The 17,546-nt window shown below is 50.0% G+C and carries 15 protein-coding genes; 6 read left to right on the top strand and 9 right to left on the bottom strand.

What is annotated here, in order from left to right; all coding sequences use genetic code 11:
* Positions 1–9 precede the first annotated feature (9 nt).
* On the top strand, positions 10–507 hold the full coding sequence (locus tag BUB86_RS01445; protein ID WP_073204219.1) for a nitroreductase family protein: 498 nt from the start codon (positions 10–12) through the stop codon (positions 505–507).
* Positions 508–533: 26 nt separating this feature from the next.
* Here BUB86_RS01445 and bglX read toward each other — a convergent pair whose 3' ends face one another.
* Positions 534–2,828: a beta-glucosidase BglX gene (bglX, locus tag BUB86_RS01440; RefSeq protein ID WP_073204602.1), complete on the bottom strand. Its 2,295-nt coding sequence runs from the start codon at positions 2,826–2,828 to the stop codon at positions 534–536.
* Positions 2,829–3,005: 177 nt separating this feature from the next.
* Between bglX and msrA the strand changes: the two genes are divergently transcribed.
* On the top strand, positions 3,006–3,518 hold the full coding sequence (gene msrA / locus BUB86_RS01435; RefSeq protein ID WP_073204597.1) for a peptide-methionine (S)-S-oxide reductase MsrA: 513 nt from the start codon (positions 3,006–3,008) through the stop codon (positions 3,516–3,518).
* Positions 3,519–3,915: 397 nt separating this feature from the next.
* Here msrA and BUB86_RS17430 read toward each other — a convergent pair whose 3' ends face one another.
* The 7 genes from BUB86_RS17430 to BUB86_RS17885 all read right to left on the bottom strand — a co-directional run bounded on the left by BUB86_RS17430 (position 3,916) and on the right by BUB86_RS17885 (position 8,841).
* Positions 3,916–4,065, bottom strand: a complete 150-nt coding sequence (locus BUB86_RS17430; protein ID WP_175549371.1) for a hypothetical protein — start codon at positions 4,063–4,065, stop codon at positions 3,916–3,918.
* A gap of 4 nt (positions 4,066–4,069) precedes the next feature.
* On the bottom strand, positions 4,070–4,441 hold the full coding sequence (locus tag BUB86_RS01430) for a thioesterase family protein (RefSeq protein WP_073204216.1): 372 nt from the start codon (positions 4,439–4,441) through the stop codon (positions 4,070–4,072).
* Positions 4,442–4,458: 17 nt separating this feature from the next.
* Complete coding sequence (locus BUB86_RS01425) at positions 4,459–4,650, bottom strand: MmcQ/YjbR family DNA-binding protein (protein WP_081373027.1); 192 nt, start codon at positions 4,648–4,650, stop codon at positions 4,459–4,461.
* A 19-nt stretch (positions 4,651–4,669) separates the two neighbouring features.
* Entirely contained in the window at positions 4,670–5,464 is a 795-nt protein-coding gene (locus BUB86_RS01420) for a ZIP family metal transporter (RefSeq protein ID WP_073204213.1), read from the bottom strand.
* A gap of 3 nt (positions 5,465–5,467) precedes the next feature.
* Positions 5,468–5,923, bottom strand: a complete 456-nt coding sequence (locus BUB86_RS01415; RefSeq protein ID WP_073204594.1) for a bacterioferritin — start codon at positions 5,921–5,923, stop codon at positions 5,468–5,470.
* 815 nt (positions 5,924–6,738) lie between these two features.
* Complete coding sequence (locus tag BUB86_RS01410) at positions 6,739–8,313, bottom strand: glycoside hydrolase family 43 protein (RefSeq protein ID WP_073204210.1); 1,575 nt, start codon at positions 8,311–8,313, stop codon at positions 6,739–6,741.
* 78 nt (positions 8,314–8,391) lie between these two features.
* On the bottom strand, positions 8,392–8,841 hold the full coding sequence (locus tag BUB86_RS17885; RefSeq protein WP_254795062.1) for a helix-turn-helix domain-containing protein: 450 nt from the start codon (positions 8,839–8,841) through the stop codon (positions 8,392–8,394).
* Between the two features lie 30 nt (positions 8,842–8,871).
* Between BUB86_RS17885 and BUB86_RS01400 the strand changes: the two genes are divergently transcribed.
* From BUB86_RS01400 to BUB86_RS01385, 4 genes are all read left to right on the top strand, one after another.
* Positions 8,872–9,798 (top strand): hypothetical protein, encoded by a 927-nt coding sequence (locus BUB86_RS01400; RefSeq protein ID WP_073204205.1) that lies wholly within the window; start codon positions 8,872–8,874, stop codon positions 9,796–9,798.
* A 321-nt stretch (positions 9,799–10,119) separates the two neighbouring features.
* Positions 10,120–11,823: an alpha-L-fucosidase gene (locus tag BUB86_RS01395; RefSeq protein WP_217653204.1), complete on the top strand. Its 1,704-nt coding sequence runs from the start codon at positions 10,120–10,122 to the stop codon at positions 11,821–11,823.
* Positions 11,824–11,836: 13 nt separating this feature from the next.
* On the top strand, positions 11,837–14,062 hold the full coding sequence (locus tag BUB86_RS01390) for a glycoside hydrolase family 2 TIM barrel-domain containing protein (RefSeq protein ID WP_073204198.1): 2,226 nt from the start codon (positions 11,837–11,839) through the stop codon (positions 14,060–14,062).
* Positions 14,063–14,071: 9 nt separating this feature from the next.
* Positions 14,072–17,020 (top strand): glycoside hydrolase family 2 TIM barrel-domain containing protein, encoded by a 2,949-nt coding sequence (locus BUB86_RS01385; RefSeq protein ID WP_073204195.1) that lies wholly within the window; start codon positions 14,072–14,074, stop codon positions 17,018–17,020.
* Here the strand turns inward: BUB86_RS01385 and pdxT are convergent.
* Complete coding sequence (gene pdxT, locus BUB86_RS01380; protein WP_073204192.1) at positions 16,990–17,544, bottom strand: pyridoxal 5'-phosphate synthase glutaminase subunit PdxT; 555 nt, start codon at positions 17,542–17,544, stop codon at positions 16,990–16,992. The genes BUB86_RS01385 and pdxT overlap by 31 nt on opposite strands.
* Positions 17,545–17,546 lie beyond the last annotated feature (2 nt).

Raw genomic sequence — 17,546 nt, 5'->3', positions numbered from 1 at the left:
GATACATTTATGAACTTATTAGAATTAGTTAAAGCAAGGTATAGTTGTAGGAATTACCAGCCTACGAGTGTTGAACAGGAAAAACTGGACTATATCATGGAGTGTGTCCGTCTGGCACCATCGGCTGTAAATAAACAACCATGGTTATTCCATATCGTTACCAAAGAGGAGGACAAGGCTAAACTGACACAGTGCTATCGCCGCGACTGGCTCAAGACGGCCCCGATGTATATCGTTGCCTCAATCCTACACGATGAAGAGTGGGTAAGATTCGACGGCAAACATCATGGAGATATTGACATTGCCATTGCCGTGGAGCACCTTTGCCTGGCTGCTACTGAGCAAGGTCTGGCCACCTGTTGGGTATGTAACTTTGATGCCAACCTGTGCAAGGAACTGTTTGCCCTACCTGAGAATGAGGAGCCTGCCGTTATCATTCCCTTGGGCTACGCTGCCGACGAGTTGAAGCCCAAGAGCCGCAAAGCCATTGATGAAATCGTTTTATAGATAGCATAAGAGACCTCCACACAATATCAATTTCCTCGCAGATAAACCCTCCCCCTTTTGACGTCGCGACTATTGGGACCAATCATAATATCAAAGTCACCAGGCTCTAACACGTAGTCCAGATTGTAGTCATAGAACTTCAGAAGGTCGGGGGTAATCGTAAAGGTGACAACCTGCGATTCACCTGCCTTCAGATGGATGCGCTTGAATCCTTTGAGTTCTTTAACGGGACGGCTGATGGAGCCTACCTTATCACAGATATAGAGTTGCACCACTTCATCAGCATCGTAGCTACCGGTATTCTTAACAGTCACCGAGGCAGTAATCGAGCCATCGGCCGACACCTGATTGCTGCTTAGGGTCATATCGCTATACTCGAACGTGGTGAATGAGAGGCCATAGCCAAAGGGATAGAGTGGTTCGTTGCGTACATCCAGATAATTACTCTGGAACTTGACGAACTTCTGAGTGCCCTCAGCTACAGGACGACCAGTGTTCAGATGATTATAATACACAGGTATCTGCCCCATGTTCTTGGGCATCGACATGGTGAGCTTACCCGATGGCGACTTATCTCCAAACAGCACGTCACAGATGGCATCACCTGTTTCAGAGCCGGCAAACCATACATTCAGGATGGCTGGAACATGCTGTTGTTCCCAAGAAAGAACAGTGGGGCGCCCTGCAAAGTTGAGCAGCACCACGGGCTTGTCGAGTTTCAGCAGTTCCTCCAGTAGTTCGCGCTGCACATCAAATAGCTCCAGATCACTACGGCTGGCACACTCGCCACTCATCTCCTGTAGTTCGCCCATGGCACAAACAATGACATCAGCCTTTCGGGCAATATCCAAAGCCTCCTGCCTCATTCTGGCATCGTCGCCACGAGGAATGGAACGATAGAAAGAACCATCGGCCTGCAGCACAGAGTCGCGACAGATATTACTTCCCTGAGCATAAAGCAGCGTGGCCTTGCCCTGAAGTGCCTTCTGCATACCTTCGCGAAGCGTAGGATACTGGTAAGTAGCCGTGGGTGCCCAAGAGCCAGGTACATTATTCTTTGTATCAGCCAGAGGTCCAATCAGGGCGATGGTGCCCTGTTTCTTCAAGGGGAGCACATGGTCGTTTTTCAGCAGCACAAACGTCTCAGCAGCGAGATTGCGGGCTGCCTGGCGATGCTCGGCAGTATAGATATCACTGGCACGGCGCTTCTTATCGCAGTACCTGTATGGATCATGGAAGAGCCCCAGTTTATACTTAGCCTCCAGAACCCGACGACATGCCTGATTGATTTCATCGATGGTGACCTTACCCTCCTGAAGCGATTTCTCGAGGGTTGCTGTAAAGGCCTCCGAACACATATCCATATCGGTGCCAGCCTTCAGTGCTAGCGCTGCCACCTGCTGCTGATTGCCCATGCCGTGATTCATCATTTCGTTGATGGCGCCATAGTCGGTCACCACAAAACCATCGAACTTCCACTGCCGGCGCAGCACATCAGTCAGCAACCATTTGTTGCCTGTGGCAGGCACGTAGTCAACGGTATTAAACGACGACATAACGCTACCTACTCCAGCCTCTACAGCAGCCTTATAAGGTGGTAAGTACTGGTTGTACATACGGATACGACTCATGTCAACCGTGTTATAGTCGCGTCCCGCCTCAGAGCCACCATATAGGGCATAATGCTTCAAGCAGGCCATCATCTTGTCTGTGCTATATATAGAGCCATCACCCTGATAGCCTCGCACCATTGCCTCGGCTATGCGAGAACCCAGGAACGGGTCTTCGCCAGCACCCTCGGCCACACGCCCCCAACGCGGATCAATGCTGATATCCACCATCGGACTATAGGTCCAGAAGAGTCCATCGGCAGTGGCTTCTTTCGCAGCAATACGCGCGCTCTGCTCGATGGCAGGGATATCCCATGAGCAAGCTAATGCCAATGGTATGGGGAATATCGTTTCATAACCATGAATCACGTCCATACCAAAGATAATAGGTATACCCAAACGCGATTCTTCGACAGCCATCTGCTGAACTTTCCGGATATTCTCAACTCCCTTCAGGTTAAGAATAGCCCCTAACCTACCGTTACGAATAGCCTCGCTGACCGAACTATTCTCTGAGATGCCCGTCTGGATATCTCCTGACGGCAAGAGGTTCAGCTGCCCGATCTTCTCCTGGACGGTCATCTTGCCCATCAACTCACTTACAAACTCATTCATCGGCTTAAGCGGCTGCTGAGCTTTCTTTTTGTTTTTTGCTGCAAAGCTCATAATAACACTAAGCGCTACAGCAATCAATAATGCAAGTCTCTTCATTATATAAATATGGTTAGTTATCATCAGTTAAGCAATATCTGCGTGCAAATATACGAAAAACATTCGGATAACTAGTTGTTATTTCCTAAATAATCTCAAAAACTGCAGCAAAGTTTCGTATTTCTCTGCAGATTACGCTAACTTTGCATCATAAATTAAAGTTAATTGAACAAAATGATGGAAAAAGAGATATATCTAGCAGGAGGTTGCTTTTGGGGAACAGAGCATTATTTCAAACAGATAGAGGGTGTAGTAGAAACGGAAGTGGGCTTTGCCAACGGACATACAGCCAGTCCGACGTACAAGGAGGTCTATACAGACACAACGGGATACGTTGAGACAGTATATGTGAAGTATGATTCTAATGTGGTTAGCCTTGAGTTCCTATTACAGATGTTCTTCAAGGCTATCGACCCTACAAGTCTGAATAAGCAGGGACATGACGAGGGAACCCGCTATCGTACTGGTGTCTATTATACCAGCGCTGATGACTTGCCCACTATCGAAAAGGTTTTTTCTGAGGAGCAGAAGAAGTATCAGCAGCCTCTGGCCGTCGAGAAGCTCCCTTTGGAGAACTTCTATACTGCTGAGGAATATCATCAGGACTATCTCGATAAGAATCCTGACGGGTACTGTCATCTGCCAGAGGCACTGTTTGAGTTTGCAAGACAGGCGAAAGAAAAAAGATAATAAGCGACACACGATGGCACCCTCTTTCTTCAGTTCGGCAAAAGCCTTGTCCAATAGCCTGTAATACTTTCTCTTTCATCGTTATCGTATATTTAGCGGTAGCAAATTCTTCACTCTTCACATATGAGCAAATGTTGCGATGAGAATCGAAATAATTTGTTGAATAATTTGCTTTTTTAAGAAATATTACATATATTTGCCCCAAAATATCCGTCCAGACCGGACGATACGTCTGGTCTGGTCATTAGTTCATAACACAAAAACGGATTGAGCTTATGCAAACAAAGAAAGTTTTTAAGAAAGTGTGCCTGACGGTGATGGCACGTTTATCCCCTCTGGCCCTGTCCTGAAGGAAAGGCCGCCCGCAAGGAGATTGCAGAAATCATCAATAGGTCGACTACTCGTTGATGTAGTTTTTCGTTGACATATCGTAATATAGGGCTTCCAGTTCCTGAAGTGTCAAGTTCTCTACGGAGTGCTCAATCACCCGTATCAGTTCATCACGACGGAAATCGTCTACCTGTCCAAAACGTCCTGTGTATGCCATCTTATTATAGTTTTGACATGAACTTCTCACGATCTACAATGAATCTCAGGTGTGTGCCTTCTCCCAGCAACGTCTCGCCAGAGTAGGCATACACCTTGAATTCAATCTTCTTCCCGTCTACTTTGGTTACCTCGGCCTCTGCCCTTACCACATCTCCTATCTTTGAGGGTTTCAGGTGTGAAGACGTAATATGGCCGCCAACGGTTGTACAACCTTCCGGCAGTTCGTTCTTAACAGCAAGCATGGCCGCATTCTCCATCAGCGCCATCATCATCGGAGTAGCCAGTACAGGCATATCGCCCGAACCGACAGCAATTGCAGTCACAGCATCTGTAACCGTCAATTCGCTCGTATATTTCAGTCCTATTTCTATCATTTCTTACTAAACTATCATTATATATAATTTTGTCTCACTTTCTTCGGGAGTTTCGATGCTACAAGATGATATGACTCTTTGATCCACTCCATGACTTGCGAGTCGTCCAGTTGCTCGTAGTACACGTCGCTCCAGTGCTTCTTGTTCCAATGATAAGCTGGTGTCACTGCAGAGAATTGGGCTCTCAATTCCTCATTTCTTTCTGCTATTCTTTGTCATACCGGGGGACTATCCCATTACTACGTCGAGTACCATCATCAACACAAAGCCGATGGCAAAACCGACGGTGCTGAGGTTAGAGTGTTCGCCCTCGTTGGCTTCAGGGATGAGTTCCTCAACAACAACGTAGAACATGGCTCCTGCAGCAAAAGCGAGCATGTAGGGCAGAATGGGTGTCATGAGCGAGGCCAGCAGCACCACTGCCAAACCACCGAGGGGTTCTACTGCTCCACTCAATGATCCGATGACGAACGACTTCCACTTGGAATTTCCTGCTGCACGCATGGGCATGGAGATGATGGCTCCTTCGGGCACGTTCTGGATGGCAATACCTATGCTAACAGCCAATGCGCTGGCCAGCGACAATCCCGCCGCACCGTTTTCAGAGCCTGCAAATACCACACCCACGGCCATACCTTCAGGCAGATTGTGAATGGTGACGGCCAATGCCAGCATAGTAGTCTTGGAAAGATGCGACCGCACACCCTCTGGTTTGTCTGTACCGATATGCAGGTGTGGAGTCAGCTCATCAATCATCAGCAGGAATCCCATACCCAATAAGAACCCCACGGCAGCAGGCACTACCGAAAGAAAAGCCTCCCCTCGGGGAGGTTGGGAGGGGTTCACCATCTCCATCGACGGAATCAGCAGCGACCATACCGATGCCGCCACCATCACGCCCGATGCAAAGCCAAGCAGCGTCTTTTGCAGACGAAGCGGCATCTCGTCCTTCATCAGAAAGACGAATGCCGCTCCGAGCATAGTTCCCAAAAGGGGAATGACTAAGCCAATGAGTAGTGTCATATATTACAGTTGTAGCATCAGCCAGTTCTGTGTGCCGATCTTATCGATGAGCTCCAGTGCGCCCTGGCTCCAATACAGGTCTTCCTCCTCGTCCTTCAGGTAGCCCTTCAGCAGGTCGTAGGTAGTAGGATCGTCCTTCACACCCTCCATGCACTTCATCAGCATCTCAACACCAGGCCCCTGGATGGCGCAGTCGGCCTTGACATACTCAACGGGGTCGCAGATAAGGTCGCGACTCTTCATGCCTTCAAACTTGATGTCTCCTCCCAAGTCAAGGATGCGCTCTGTAAACTTCTCTACCCAGCCCATCTCCTCACCGAAATGATCGATGTACTTCTGTCCGAGCTTGGTGATGCCCTGTGCCTTGAAGATCATGCCCTGCTGCTTGTGAACCATTGCACCCTCAGCCAGATGAGTTACGAAAAACTGTAATGTATCAATAGATTTCTTTGTTTCCATAATGCTTTTGTTTTTAAATGAGTTATTCAATATTTTTAATCACGCTGCAAAGATACAACAATTATTCTATATCGCATGCGATTTAATTAACAATTTAAGAAGGTTTAACAAAACATCGCATGCGATATAGTTTGTAGTTTTTATCTAACCGTTATACCGCATAGTAACACCGTATTCGTATGTAAATGTAGACGATCCTGCTCCCATTCAGCCATCAGAGGAACTGACGTTGTTGCGACAAGGAGTAATTGGGTTGCGAGGTTGACCTCATAACCGATGGCGGCTTGATGTCATTTGCTCGCGAGAGTGCAGACCGTGATAAGATTCTTATTTATGAGAAAGCAGCGTAACTTCCTGATTCACGGCTATCCGAGATATAAATAGATGATGCTTGTGCTGGAGTACGTTTCAGATTGAGTATAGTCGCCGGGTTGTTCGGGTATAGGCGCACAATCGTTTGGGTATAGGCAATCGGTTCAGAAGTTACTGTTTTGCCCTTTTTATCCCTAGCTATTACCCCTGCCAGCTATAGCTATCGTACCCCAAAAGCATTAATAGCGGTTACGGTTACAACTGTAACCATGTGACCGCAGGAGTCAATAAACAGATTGTATAATAGTATAACATGCTGAATATTAATTACTTATAAAGTATAAAACATAAATTTTGGAACAAAAAGGTTACATGGTTACAGCTGTAACCATGTAACCATTCCAGTAAATCGGAACCAGAAATGTCCATCGTAAATGGACATCCTAGTGGTGTAAAATTCAAGCTAAACAAAGGCGCTACTCGCGATGAGCAGCGCCCATGTTTTACTTATTATTTGCCGAAAACCTAAACTCTGTCCAGTCGAAGTCGGCATGGCTGATGACGCTTGAAAGTGTGTGGGCGAAGATACCGAGATGCACTCCACAGAAGCCACCAATGGTCTCGGTGCTCAGATAGCGGTAATCCATGCGGGCAAGATGGGTGAACTGCGCGCCGTCCGTTGAATAGTACAGATGATAGAACTGCGGATCGGCTGTGATGCGCAGATAGACAACACTCTCGTTTAGCGGAATCTCTTTCTCGATATGCTCCATCTCGCCGATGCGGATTTTGGCCTGCAGGTAGCGCTTGCCATCTCGAACAGCCACTTGCACGTCGTAATGATTATGATGGGCTGCATAGGCAGTGATACCAGCCACACCGCCGTTCTTCAATCCTGATACATCGACCTTAGTGGTAGCCATGAAGTTAGGCTCCGACTGGCGATGACCGATGAACGTAGGATTTCCTACCTCATCGAGCGTGATAGTAGAAGTCTTAAGTCTGAGCCATCCCTTGCGGGCTGTCAGCGAATAGTTATCTTTTTGCGGCATGTTAAGATGACTCCAGTAGAGTGATAGTTTATCGCCCACAAATTCATCTTTTGAGAGTTCCAAAGGCATTGGCACTTGTGGCAGCGTCTGGCATTGCATGTCGAGCTGCAAGGTGCCGTCGTTATTAACCACAGGCCAACCTCCTTCTTCCCACACGACGGGCGCCAGGAAGGTCTCGCGTCCCATCACATGCTGCAGATAGCCATGGGTGCGATAGCCCAGGCAAATCATCCACCACGAGCCATCGGTGCCTTGCACCAGGTCGGCATGCCCCAATCCCTGAATCGGACTGTTCTGCATCTTCATGTTGAAATGCGAGAGAATCGGGTTGGCTGGATTCGACTCGTAAGGACCAAACAGGCTTTTGCTGCGCAGAATATTCACATGATGCCCGTGCTCGGTGCCTCCCTCTGCCAGCAACAGATAGTAATAGCCATCTTTCTTATAGATATGCGGTCCTTCGGGGTATCGTCCGCCCAGACCAGTGCCCAGATGATGTATCTCACCGAGCTGCCTGCCGGTATTCACATCAATCTCGCATATCTTGATGTCGCCCTCTTTCCAGAGGAAGTAGCAGCGGCCATCCTCGAAGTACAAGGTAGGGTCGCAACTGCCCACACAGAAGTCGATGTAGATGGGGTCGCTCCATTCGCCATTGGGATTGTCGGTATATACATAGAAATGCTTCCGCGATGGGAACACCGTGGTAACCATATAGAAGCGACCCTCATGATAGCGGATGGTGGGGGCATAGATACCCGTCTGCTCGTTCATTCCCTCGATTCTGACTTGCGACTCGCGAGTGAGACAGGCGCCCACCTGTTCCCAATGAATCAGGTCTTTACTATGGAAAACAGGCACGCCAGGATAATACTGGAATGTGCTATTAACCAGATAGAAATCATCGCCAGCACGGCACACCGACGGATCGGCATGAAAACCAGGCAGTACAGGATTGCGGAACCCCTGCGAATAGCCAGCCAGGGCCAACAGCAGGAACGAAATGGCCAAACACAGTTTCTTCATCGTCTTATCAATTTTTCTATGCAAATATACAAACAATCTCCCGTATTAGGGCGAATACAGGAGAAATTTTGTGTTTTTTTATTGCTTGCCCTGTTGTCGGAATTCTGACGGGGTGATGCCGTACTCTGCCTTAAAGTTCATGGTGAAACTCTTGACGGTGGTGAATCCAACGGCATAGGCAATCTCGGTTATCTGCATCTGCGATGTTTCGAGTAGTGCACGGCCACGCTTGATGCGGATGGTTCGGATGAACTCTGCCGGACCAAGACCGGTGATAGCCATGAATTTCTTATAGAGAGTGGAGCGTGCCATGGCTAACTCAGAGGCTAGAGCCTCAACAGAGAAGTCAGAGTCGCTGATATTCTCCTCTACAAGGTCGATGGCTTTCTTGATAAATTGTTCATCAAGTGGAGTGATGGTAATCTCGCTAGGTTCAATATTCATCTTCTGGCGGAACTGCTGATGGTTGTTCTGCTCCCAATCGATAAACTTTTTTACACGTAGACGCAACACCCCTACCTGTCGCAACGTCTCACAGCCCAACAGGTAGTCGACGCTGTGCAGTGTGGACTGAAGATCTATCGCAAATCTGAGGGCGAAAACCAACGTCTGTTGCCCATCAAGAGCGATTGGCGTATGTTTGCCATCGGCTATTCGCAAGGCGGAGCTGTAACCATGGCCGTGCAGCGGTATATCGAGGAGAACGATTTGGCAGCACCCTTGCACTTTCAAGGGTCTATCTGTGGCGACGGCCCCTACGACCTCATTACCACTATACGCTACTATATCGAAGACGACGGCACCAGCTACGGCACTGAGACCAAACATCGCAAGGGTATAGTAACCATGCCCATCGTTATGCCACTCATCATCAAGGGTATGTGCTATGCCAACCCCCTACTTGCATCATACGGCGTAGAAAACTACTTGTCGCAGCAGTTAATAGACACGGGCGTGCTCGACTGGATAGACAGTAAGGAATACACCACCGATGATATTTCTCAAATGTGGTATAGTCAGTTAAAGAACGGTTTGGAGAAAGACGGGCGCCACTACACCCCCGAGCAGATGGCTGAAATGTTTGTAACACCGGAGGGAGACATATGGGGATGTCTGGAAAAGATGCTCACCAAGGAATGTTATGATTATCTGTCGAATCCCGACAACTTTGTCGAGGTGCCCACCAGAGCCGACAACGCCATGACAGCCATGCACATGGCAATGGCAGAGGACTCGATTACCACGGGATGGACGCCCAAGCACCGCATCTATTTCATGCATTCCAAGAGCGATACGGTAGTGCCCTACGGCAACTGGCTGTCCTTCCGCGATGCCCATGCCGACAAGGAAGGAACGCTGTTCTGCGTCGACGATACTTTCAGCACTGGAGACCATGTGGGTGCAGGAACAACGTTCTACACGTCATTCGGTTTCCGAAACACAGCTCCCGCTTTCAACTGGCTCTGCGAGGGTACGGCAAAGTAAAATGGGTTTCGTCCACATATCTCGACTCTTTTTCAGATGCCTACGATTTAATGGGGCGACAAGTATCCTCTAGCAAAAAGGGGTTACTTATTGTTGGAGGGAAAAAACAGATAAACAAATAAAAAGGAGAGCATGGCTCTCTTTTTTCATCAATTGGATTTTTTCGACATCGCGGTAGAAAATATAGGCAATAATTCTTATTATATAGAAAAAACATTGAAGAAGTTTGGAATGAAACAATATTTTTATTTACTTTGCAGCAAAAACCTAATCATTATGAAGGGATATTACGCTAAGATTGCAGTGGTATTGCTTATTGCGATGCTTACGATGCAGGCTAATGGACAAGTTAGAAAGCCTACACCCTGCGGACCTGTGCCAACGGAGAACCAACTGCGTTGGCAGGATATGGAGATGTATGCGTTTATCCATTACTCGCTGAATACATATACCGATCAGGAATGGGGATTCGGCAATGAAGACCCGAAGCTGTTCAACCCAAGCCATCTTGACTGCAAACAGTGGGCTAGCGTGTGCAAGCAGGCTGGCATGAAGGGCATTATCTTCACCGCCAAGCACCATTGCGGATTCTGCATGTGGCCATCGAAATATACAGAGTATTCGGTTAAGAACTCGCCATGGAAGGATGGTAAGGGCGACGTGGTTCGCGAACTGGCTGATGCCTGCAGGGCAGAGGGACTGAAGTTTGCTGTGTATCTGTCGCCATGGGACAGAAACCATCCCGAATACGGACGTCCAGAATACGTGACGTACTTCCGCAACCAGCTGCGCGAACTGCTTACGCAATACGGTGACATATTTGAGGTGTGGTTTGACGGTGCCAACGGTGGCGACGGCTGGTATGGCGGTGCCAACGAGACGCGCAAGATTGACCGCACCACCTACTACCAATGGCCAGAGACCTACAAGATGATTCGCGAACTGCAGCCCAACTGCCTGATTTGGAACGACGGCAGCGACCGCGGCGATCTGCGCTGGGTGGGCACCGAGGCAGGCAACGTGGGCGAGACCAACTGGAGCCTGTTGAACCACGACGGCGAAGTGACGTGGCCTATGCTGCACTACGGGCTGGAGACTGGCGACTCGTGGGTGCCTGGCGAGACCAATACGAGCATCCGTCCAGGCTGGTTCTACCACGACACTGAGAATGAACATGTGAAGAGTCTGTCGAAACTGATGGACACCTATTATAAAAGTGTAGGGCGCAACTCTACCCTACTGCTGAACTTCCCGATAGCACCTAATGGACGTATACACCCCACCGACAGTCTGCGCGGCATCGCCTTCAACAAGATGATACACGAGGTGTTTAAGACCGACCTCGCCAAGAAAGCAAAGATAAACACACAGGGGAATACTACCATTATCAACTTCAAGAAGCCTACGGCCATCAACCGCTTTGTAGTAGAAGAGAACATCCGATACGGGCAACGCGTAAAAAAGTTTGCACTGGAGGCGCTGGTAGACGGACAATGGCAGCCACTGAAGGATGAGCTGGTGGAGAATGGCGACGGACTGACCACCATCGGCCATCGTCGCATCATCTGCTTTCCCACCATCAAAGCCACTCAACTGCGCTTCACCGTTCTCGAAAGTAGATGCGAGCCCATGATAACCCGCACCTCAGTCTATCTGGCTCCAGAACTGACGGCCGACATTCCCGACTCGGGCGAGAAACGCAGCAGCGGGCTCCATTATTACTTCAGTAATCCCAAGGAAATGATGATTGACTGGGATACTGAGCAGACCATCACCTCCTTCCGCTACCTGCCGCCAAAGAATACCCGCGAAGGATTGGTGACTCACTACACGCTTTGGGCATCGACCGACTGGGCCAACTGGACGAAACTGGCTCAGGGCGAGTTCTCGAACATTGTGAACAACCCCATCTGGCAGACAATTAAGTTTGCTCCCACAAAGGCAAGGGTTTTACGACTTGATGCCGACCGCCTGGCTGAGGGCGACCGCATGACCTTTGGCGATATCGACGTGATAAATCAATGATAAACGACTTAATATGAAACGACTATTCATTATCTCAACGGCCCTGTGTGCCTGGATGAGCATTGTGGCTCAATCAACATCAACTTTATTCGACAACGGCTGGCAGTTTACGCGCAATGGTAAAACCATCAACGTAAACCTACCCCACGACTGGGATATCTACGAGGCCCCCGACCCTGCGACGGGTGCTACCAAGGAAGGTGGCGGTTGGTATCCTGGTGGCAATGGCGAATATAGAAAGGCATTTAAAACGCCAAATGCAGAAATAGTTAGACTTCATTTTGAAGGAGTATATCAGAAGGCAGAAGTATTTGTCAATGGGCAGAAAGCCGGTCAGCATGCATACGGTTATACGCCGTTTACAGTAGACATCACACCATATTTATATCGCGACAAACGATTGAACATGGTGGTTGTCAAGGTGAATAACAGCGAGCAGCCCAACTGCCGCTGGTACTCAGGCTCAGGCATCTACCGCCATGTGTGGCTACAGACAAAAGGACAACAGTATATTGATGAACAGAGTCTGAGTGTAACAACCCCCGACATCCACACGGTAAACATCAAAGCCGAGGTGGTGATGAAAGACGGTGGGCGCAAGCCTATCACGAAGACACTGCACGTGGAGAACCCGCACTTGTGGACACCCGACGACCCTTACCTGTACCATACTACCATCGAGGCCGAGGGCGATATACTGCCCGTTACCTATGGTATCCGCACCATTGAGTATACAGCCGAAAAGGGATTTTTGCTCAACGGCAAGCCGCTGCTCATCAATGGCGCCTGCCTGCATCACGACGACGGCGTGCTGGGAGCAATGGCCTTCGATGCAGCCGAAATCCGCAAGGTGAAGCTGATGAAAGAGGCAGGCTTTAACCTCATCCGCACGGCTCATAACCCCACAACCCGTGCTTTCCTCGATGCCTGCGACTCATTGGGTATGCTGGTAATAGGTGAGGCCTTCGACGGCTGGCGCACAGCCAAGAATCCATACGACTACTCTACGCTGATTGACTCGTGCTATCGCGAAGACATCCATGCTATGGTGCAGCGCGACCGCAATCATCCCAGCATCATCTGCTGGAGCATAGGCAACGAGGTGATAGAGCGCAAGGACATCCGCGTAGTTACCACGGCCCGCAAGTTGAAGCAGGCCATTATGGAGATGGACAATACCCGCCCCGTGACAGAGGCCCTATGTGCTTGGGACGACGATTGGGAGATATACGACCCGCACTTCGAGGTACTGGGCATAGGGGGCTACAACTATATGATCCATAAGCATGCCAGCGACCACCAGCGCGACCCCAAACGCGTGATGTGGCAGACGGAGAGCTATCCACGCGATGCCTTCAAAAACTGGCAATTGGTACGAGATTATCCTTATATCATCGGCGACATTGTTTGGACAGGTCTCGACTATCTGGGCGAATCGGGTATCGGCCGCAACTACTATGAAGGCGAGCGCCCAGGTGAGCACTGGATAGAAGGCGGACAGCCCGACTGGCATGGTGCCTACTGCGGTGACGTAGACATCACAGGATGGCGCAAACCCATCAGCCATTACCGCGAAATGCTGTGGAAGAACTCAAAGGACTTGTATATGGCTGTGAAAGAGCCCGATGGCTATCATGGGAAGATTTACCAGACAGCGTGGAGCGTATGGCCTACATGGGAGAGTTGGAACTGGTCGGGATGGGAAGGTAAGCCTATCGAGGTGGAGGTCTATACAAAAGCACCTGAGGTAAAATTATATCTTAATGACAAGCTAATTGACACCAAAGTCGTTGGACTTAATACAGAATACAAAGCTGTCTTTACCCTACCCTACGAGGCAGGCACGCTACGTGCCGAAGCTGGCGGAAGGAGTGTAACGCTCTATTCCGCAGGAGAGCCTACCGCTCTGCGACTGACCTCAGATCGTAGCGTTTTGAAAGCTAACGGACAAGATATGGCTTTCATTACTGTTGAGGTAGTTGATGGTAAGGGCAACGTATGTCCTGATGCAACTATTCCATGCGAGGCCATCGTAAAGGGGCAAGGTAGTTTGCTATCGTTTGCCTCGGCCGACCTGAAAGATCGCGAGCCATACACCTCGCCACGCGCAAAGACTTGGAAGGGTCGTGCCCTATTGGTTGTACGAGGCACCCAAAAGAAAGGACGCATCCAGATAAGCATTAAAAGCGCCCTACCTACTGCAGGACTCACCATAGAATCGGTAGCAGCAACGAAATAATAAGCCATCATGAAAAGAATACTGACCTTATCGGCCATAGCGCTAAGTTTATCAGTGCAGGCGCAAGTAAACGACTGGGAGAATCCTACAGTGCTCGGAATCAACAAACTGCCGTATCACGCCACGCTGCAACTGCCTTCGAAACAGAAGGAGTGCCAGGAAATAGTATCGCTCGATGGCGAGTGGCTGTTCCACTGGAGCCGCAATCCTGAGGAACGTCCTGCTGACTTCTACCAAGAGGATTTCGACGTGAGCGGTTGGGGCAAGATAAACGTGCCCGGCAACTGGCAGATGCAGGGATTTGGCACACCCATCTATATCAACATCAACTACCCCTTTGTAAGGAATCGCCCCAGCGTTACCACCGAGCCTCCTAAGGACTGGACGGCCTACGAGAATCGCAACCCCGTGGGATCGTATGTGACGTTTATCGATGTAACGAAAGATATGCTCAAGAAAAACCTGATTCTGCATTTTGGTGGTGTGCATTCGGCCTTCTACGTGTGGATAAACGGACAGAAAGTGGGCTACAGCCAAAACTCGATGTCGCCGGCAGAGTTTGACGTAACCCGATATCTGCGAAAGGGCAGAAACAAGTTGGCTGTAGAAGTGTATCGTTGGAGCGACGGCAGCTATCTGGAGGATCAGGACATGTGGCGACTCAGCGGCATCTTCCGCAGCGTGCAGTTGTGGGTGCGCCCGCAGGCTCACATCAGCGACTATCAGGTAACAGCCCAGCCAACTGCCGACTACAGCCAAGCCCAGGTAAAGGCTGCTATCAGCCTATGTAATACAGGCAAGAAGGCGGCTAAGAATTTACAAGCTGTGCTACTATTTAATGGCAGCGAGGTAAAAACGGATATCAAGCAGATAGCAATAAACGACACGACAACAGTAACCCTTGGGTACACCATCAACCAGCCCAAACTCTGGTCGGCCGAGAAGCCCAACCTATACCCATTCAGTGTAGAACTGCGCGATACCAAGGGTAAGGTGATAGAACACTTTGACTACCACTTAGGCGTAAAGAAGGTAGAAGTGATAGGCGAGGTGTTTAAGATTAACGGCAAGAACGTGAAGCTGCGCGGTGTGAACCGCCACGACCACCACCCCAGGACGGGGCGCTACGTGGACGACGCCACCTACGAGCAGGACCTGCGGCTGATGAAGCAGGCCAACATCAACTTTCTGCGCACCAGTCATTATCCTGACCGCGAATACCTGTACGAGCTGTGCGACAGATGGGGCATCTACGTGATGGACGAGGCCAACCACGAGACCCACGGTTACGGCTATGCCAACAGTGAGATGGGCGAAGACTTGGCATGGCAGAAGGCACACGTGGACAGGGCCGAATCGCTGGTAAAGCGCGACTTTAATCACCCCAGCATCATACTATGGAGCCTGGGTAACGAAGGCGCCGTGGGCCCCAACATCGAGGCGATGTATAACAAGGTGCGACAACTGGACAACACCCGTCCACCATTCTACGACAGCGACCGCCGATATAGTTGCATCTGGGACGACAGCTACCTATACCCCGACGACCTGAAGAAGAACGCCAAGGACGTGAAAGACAAACCCTTTATGATGCGTGAGTATGCCCATGCCATGGGTAACTCAATGGGCAACCTGCAGGAGTATTGGGATGTGATATATGCCGACAGCAGCATCTGCGGCGCAGCCATCTGGGACTGGGTAGACCAAGGGATAGAGAAGGACGGCAGATTTTTATACGGTGGTGACTTTGGCGATAAGCCTAACGACGGGCCGTTCTGCATCAACGGTATTGTAGCGCCCGACCGCAAGCCTCATCCGCACTATTATGAAGTTCAGCACGTGTACCAGCCCATTTCCTTCGAACAGTATAAAGACACTATTTATTCGCATGCCCCTTTAGATGCCTTCCGTATCATCAACCACGATCAATTTACACCTCTAAGCGACTACAACATCACTCATAGCGAGATATCGTATGGTTCTGAAGTTCTGTTGAATATTGAAGCCCAGCTAAAGGAAGACAAGCCTTGGGCCAACAAGGGATTTGCCGTAGCCCGCGAGCAGTTCGTACTGCAGTCGTGGAATTTCGCAACAGAACTGAAAGGCAAACCAGCCAAGGTTCAGAAAACAGCCAATGGGCTAAGGGCTCACACCAAGCGCGGAGCAGTAACCATCGACAAGACTGGCGCACTATGCAGCTGGATTGTGGATGGACAGGAGATGCTGAAAGCACCGCTAGAACCTTACTTCTGGAAACCAGAGAACGACAACCAAAGCGCCGCCCACTTTGCCGAGCGTGTAGCCGTTTGGCGAGATGCTGCCAAGAATCGCAAGGTGAAATCGCTACGAACTGAGACCGGCAAGACATGCGTAAAAGTAATAGCCGAACTACAGTTGCCAGTAGGTGCCGACCTGACACTCACCTACTCTATCAACGACGATGGCAAAATCATGGTAGATATGAACTACAACCCCACAGCCACAAATATACCTCTGATACCAAAGTTCGGCATGAGAATGCGATTACCGGCCGATTATGATTCAATAGCCTACTATGGTCGTGGTCCGTGGGAGAACTATCCCGACCGCAAGCGCTCGGCTTTCATCGGCTATTACAAGATGCCGCTAAGCGAATTCGAGACGGAGTATGTGCATCCGCAAGATAACGGTAACCGCTGCGATGTACGCTTCTTGCATATTGCCAGCAAACAGAACATGCTCAATATAGAAGGCTGCCAGCCACTATGCATCCGTGCATGGGACTACGGCGAGGAAGACCTGGAAGCGGCCAAGCATCCAAACGAAATAAACCGTGGACGCTTTGTCAATCTGAACATTGACGGAAACATCCACGGTGTAGGTGGTGCTGACACATGGGGCAAGCGCACGTTGCCACCATATACCATTGATGGCAACCAGCCGCACCACTACAGCTTTATCATGTCGATCAGCAACTGATGCAGGCGCAGGTCATCGTCGAGTTCCGGATGGAAGGCGGTGGCCAGCTGATGGCCCTGGCGGGCGGCTACGATGTGACCGTCGACAGTGGCTATCGCGCTGCAGTCATCGGATAATACCTCTTCAATATATGGGGCACGAATAAACGTCATGGGTACATCGGTACCGATGCCATCGACGGTGCCCGTGGTGTGGAAACTGCCCAACTGGCGACCGTAGGCATTGCGGCGCACACGGATGTGCATGGTGCCCAGATAACCATCGGACAGCAGGATCATACCGGCACAGGTGCCCAGCACAGGCAATCCATCGGCTATGGCCTGACGGATGGGCTCCAGCAATCCGAGCTCGCGTAGCAGGCGCATCTGCACGGTGCTCTCGCCACCAGGCAGGATGAGGGCATCCTTGGATTGCTGCCAGTCGCTCAGCTGGCGCACCTCGAACGCCTCGACGTCCAACTTCTGCAGCACCCGCTCGTGCTCAATGAATGCCCCTTGAAGGGCTAAAACAGCTACTCTCTTCATAC

Source organism: Xylanibacter ruminicola, assembly GCF_900142525.1.
GTDB classification, from domain to species: domain Bacteria; phylum Bacteroidota; class Bacteroidia; order Bacteroidales; family Bacteroidaceae; genus Prevotella; species Prevotella ruminicola_A.
The sequence above is the reverse complement of the archived record's forward strand: the minus strand, read 5'-3'. Positions and strand labels throughout refer to the sequence as shown.

What these genes read in the sequence shown, in the direction of transcription:
- BUB86_RS01395 (WP_217653204.1), top strand. Translation starts at nt 10,120, where the DNA reads ATGCTTACGATGCAGGCTAATGGACAAGTTAGAAAGCCTACACCCTGC.
- BUB86_RS17430 (WP_175549371.1), bottom strand. Translation starts at nt 4,065, where the DNA reads ATGGCATACACAGGACGTTTTGGACAGGTAGACGATTTCCGTCGTGAT.
- BUB86_RS01390 (WP_073204198.1), top strand. Translation starts at nt 11,837, where the DNA reads ATGAAACGACTATTCATTATCTCAACGGCCCTGTGTGCCTGGATGAGC.
- BUB86_RS01415 (WP_073204594.1), bottom strand. Translation starts at nt 5,923, where the DNA reads ATGGAAACAAAGAAATCTATTGATACATTACAGTTTTTCGTAACTCAT.
- BUB86_RS01420 (WP_073204213.1), bottom strand. Translation starts at nt 5,464, where the DNA reads ATGACACTACTCATTGGCTTAGTCATTCCCCTTTTGGGAACTATGCTC.
- BUB86_RS01445 (WP_073204219.1), top strand. Translation starts at nt 10, where the DNA reads ATGAACTTATTAGAATTAGTTAAAGCAAGGTATAGTTGTAGGAATTAC.
- bglX (WP_073204602.1), bottom strand. Translation starts at nt 2,828, where the DNA reads ATGAAGAGACTTGCATTATTGATTGCTGTAGCGCTTAGTGTTATTATG.
- msrA (WP_073204597.1), top strand. Translation starts at nt 3,006, where the DNA reads ATGGAAAAAGAGATATATCTAGCAGGAGGTTGCTTTTGGGGAACAGAG.
- BUB86_RS01430 (WP_073204216.1), bottom strand. Translation starts at nt 4,441, where the DNA reads ATGATAGAAATAGGACTGAAATATACGAGCGAATTGACGGTTACAGAT.
- BUB86_RS01385 (WP_073204195.1), top strand. Translation starts at nt 14,072, where the DNA reads ATGAAAAGAATACTGACCTTATCGGCCATAGCGCTAAGTTTATCAGTG.
- BUB86_RS01410 (WP_073204210.1), bottom strand. Translation starts at nt 8,313, where the DNA reads ATGAAGAAACTGTGTTTGGCCATTTCGTTCCTGCTGTTGGCCCTGGCT.
- pdxT (WP_073204192.1), bottom strand. Translation starts at nt 17,544, where the DNA reads ATGAAGAGAGTAGCTGTTTTAGCCCTTCAAGGGGCATTCATTGAGCAC.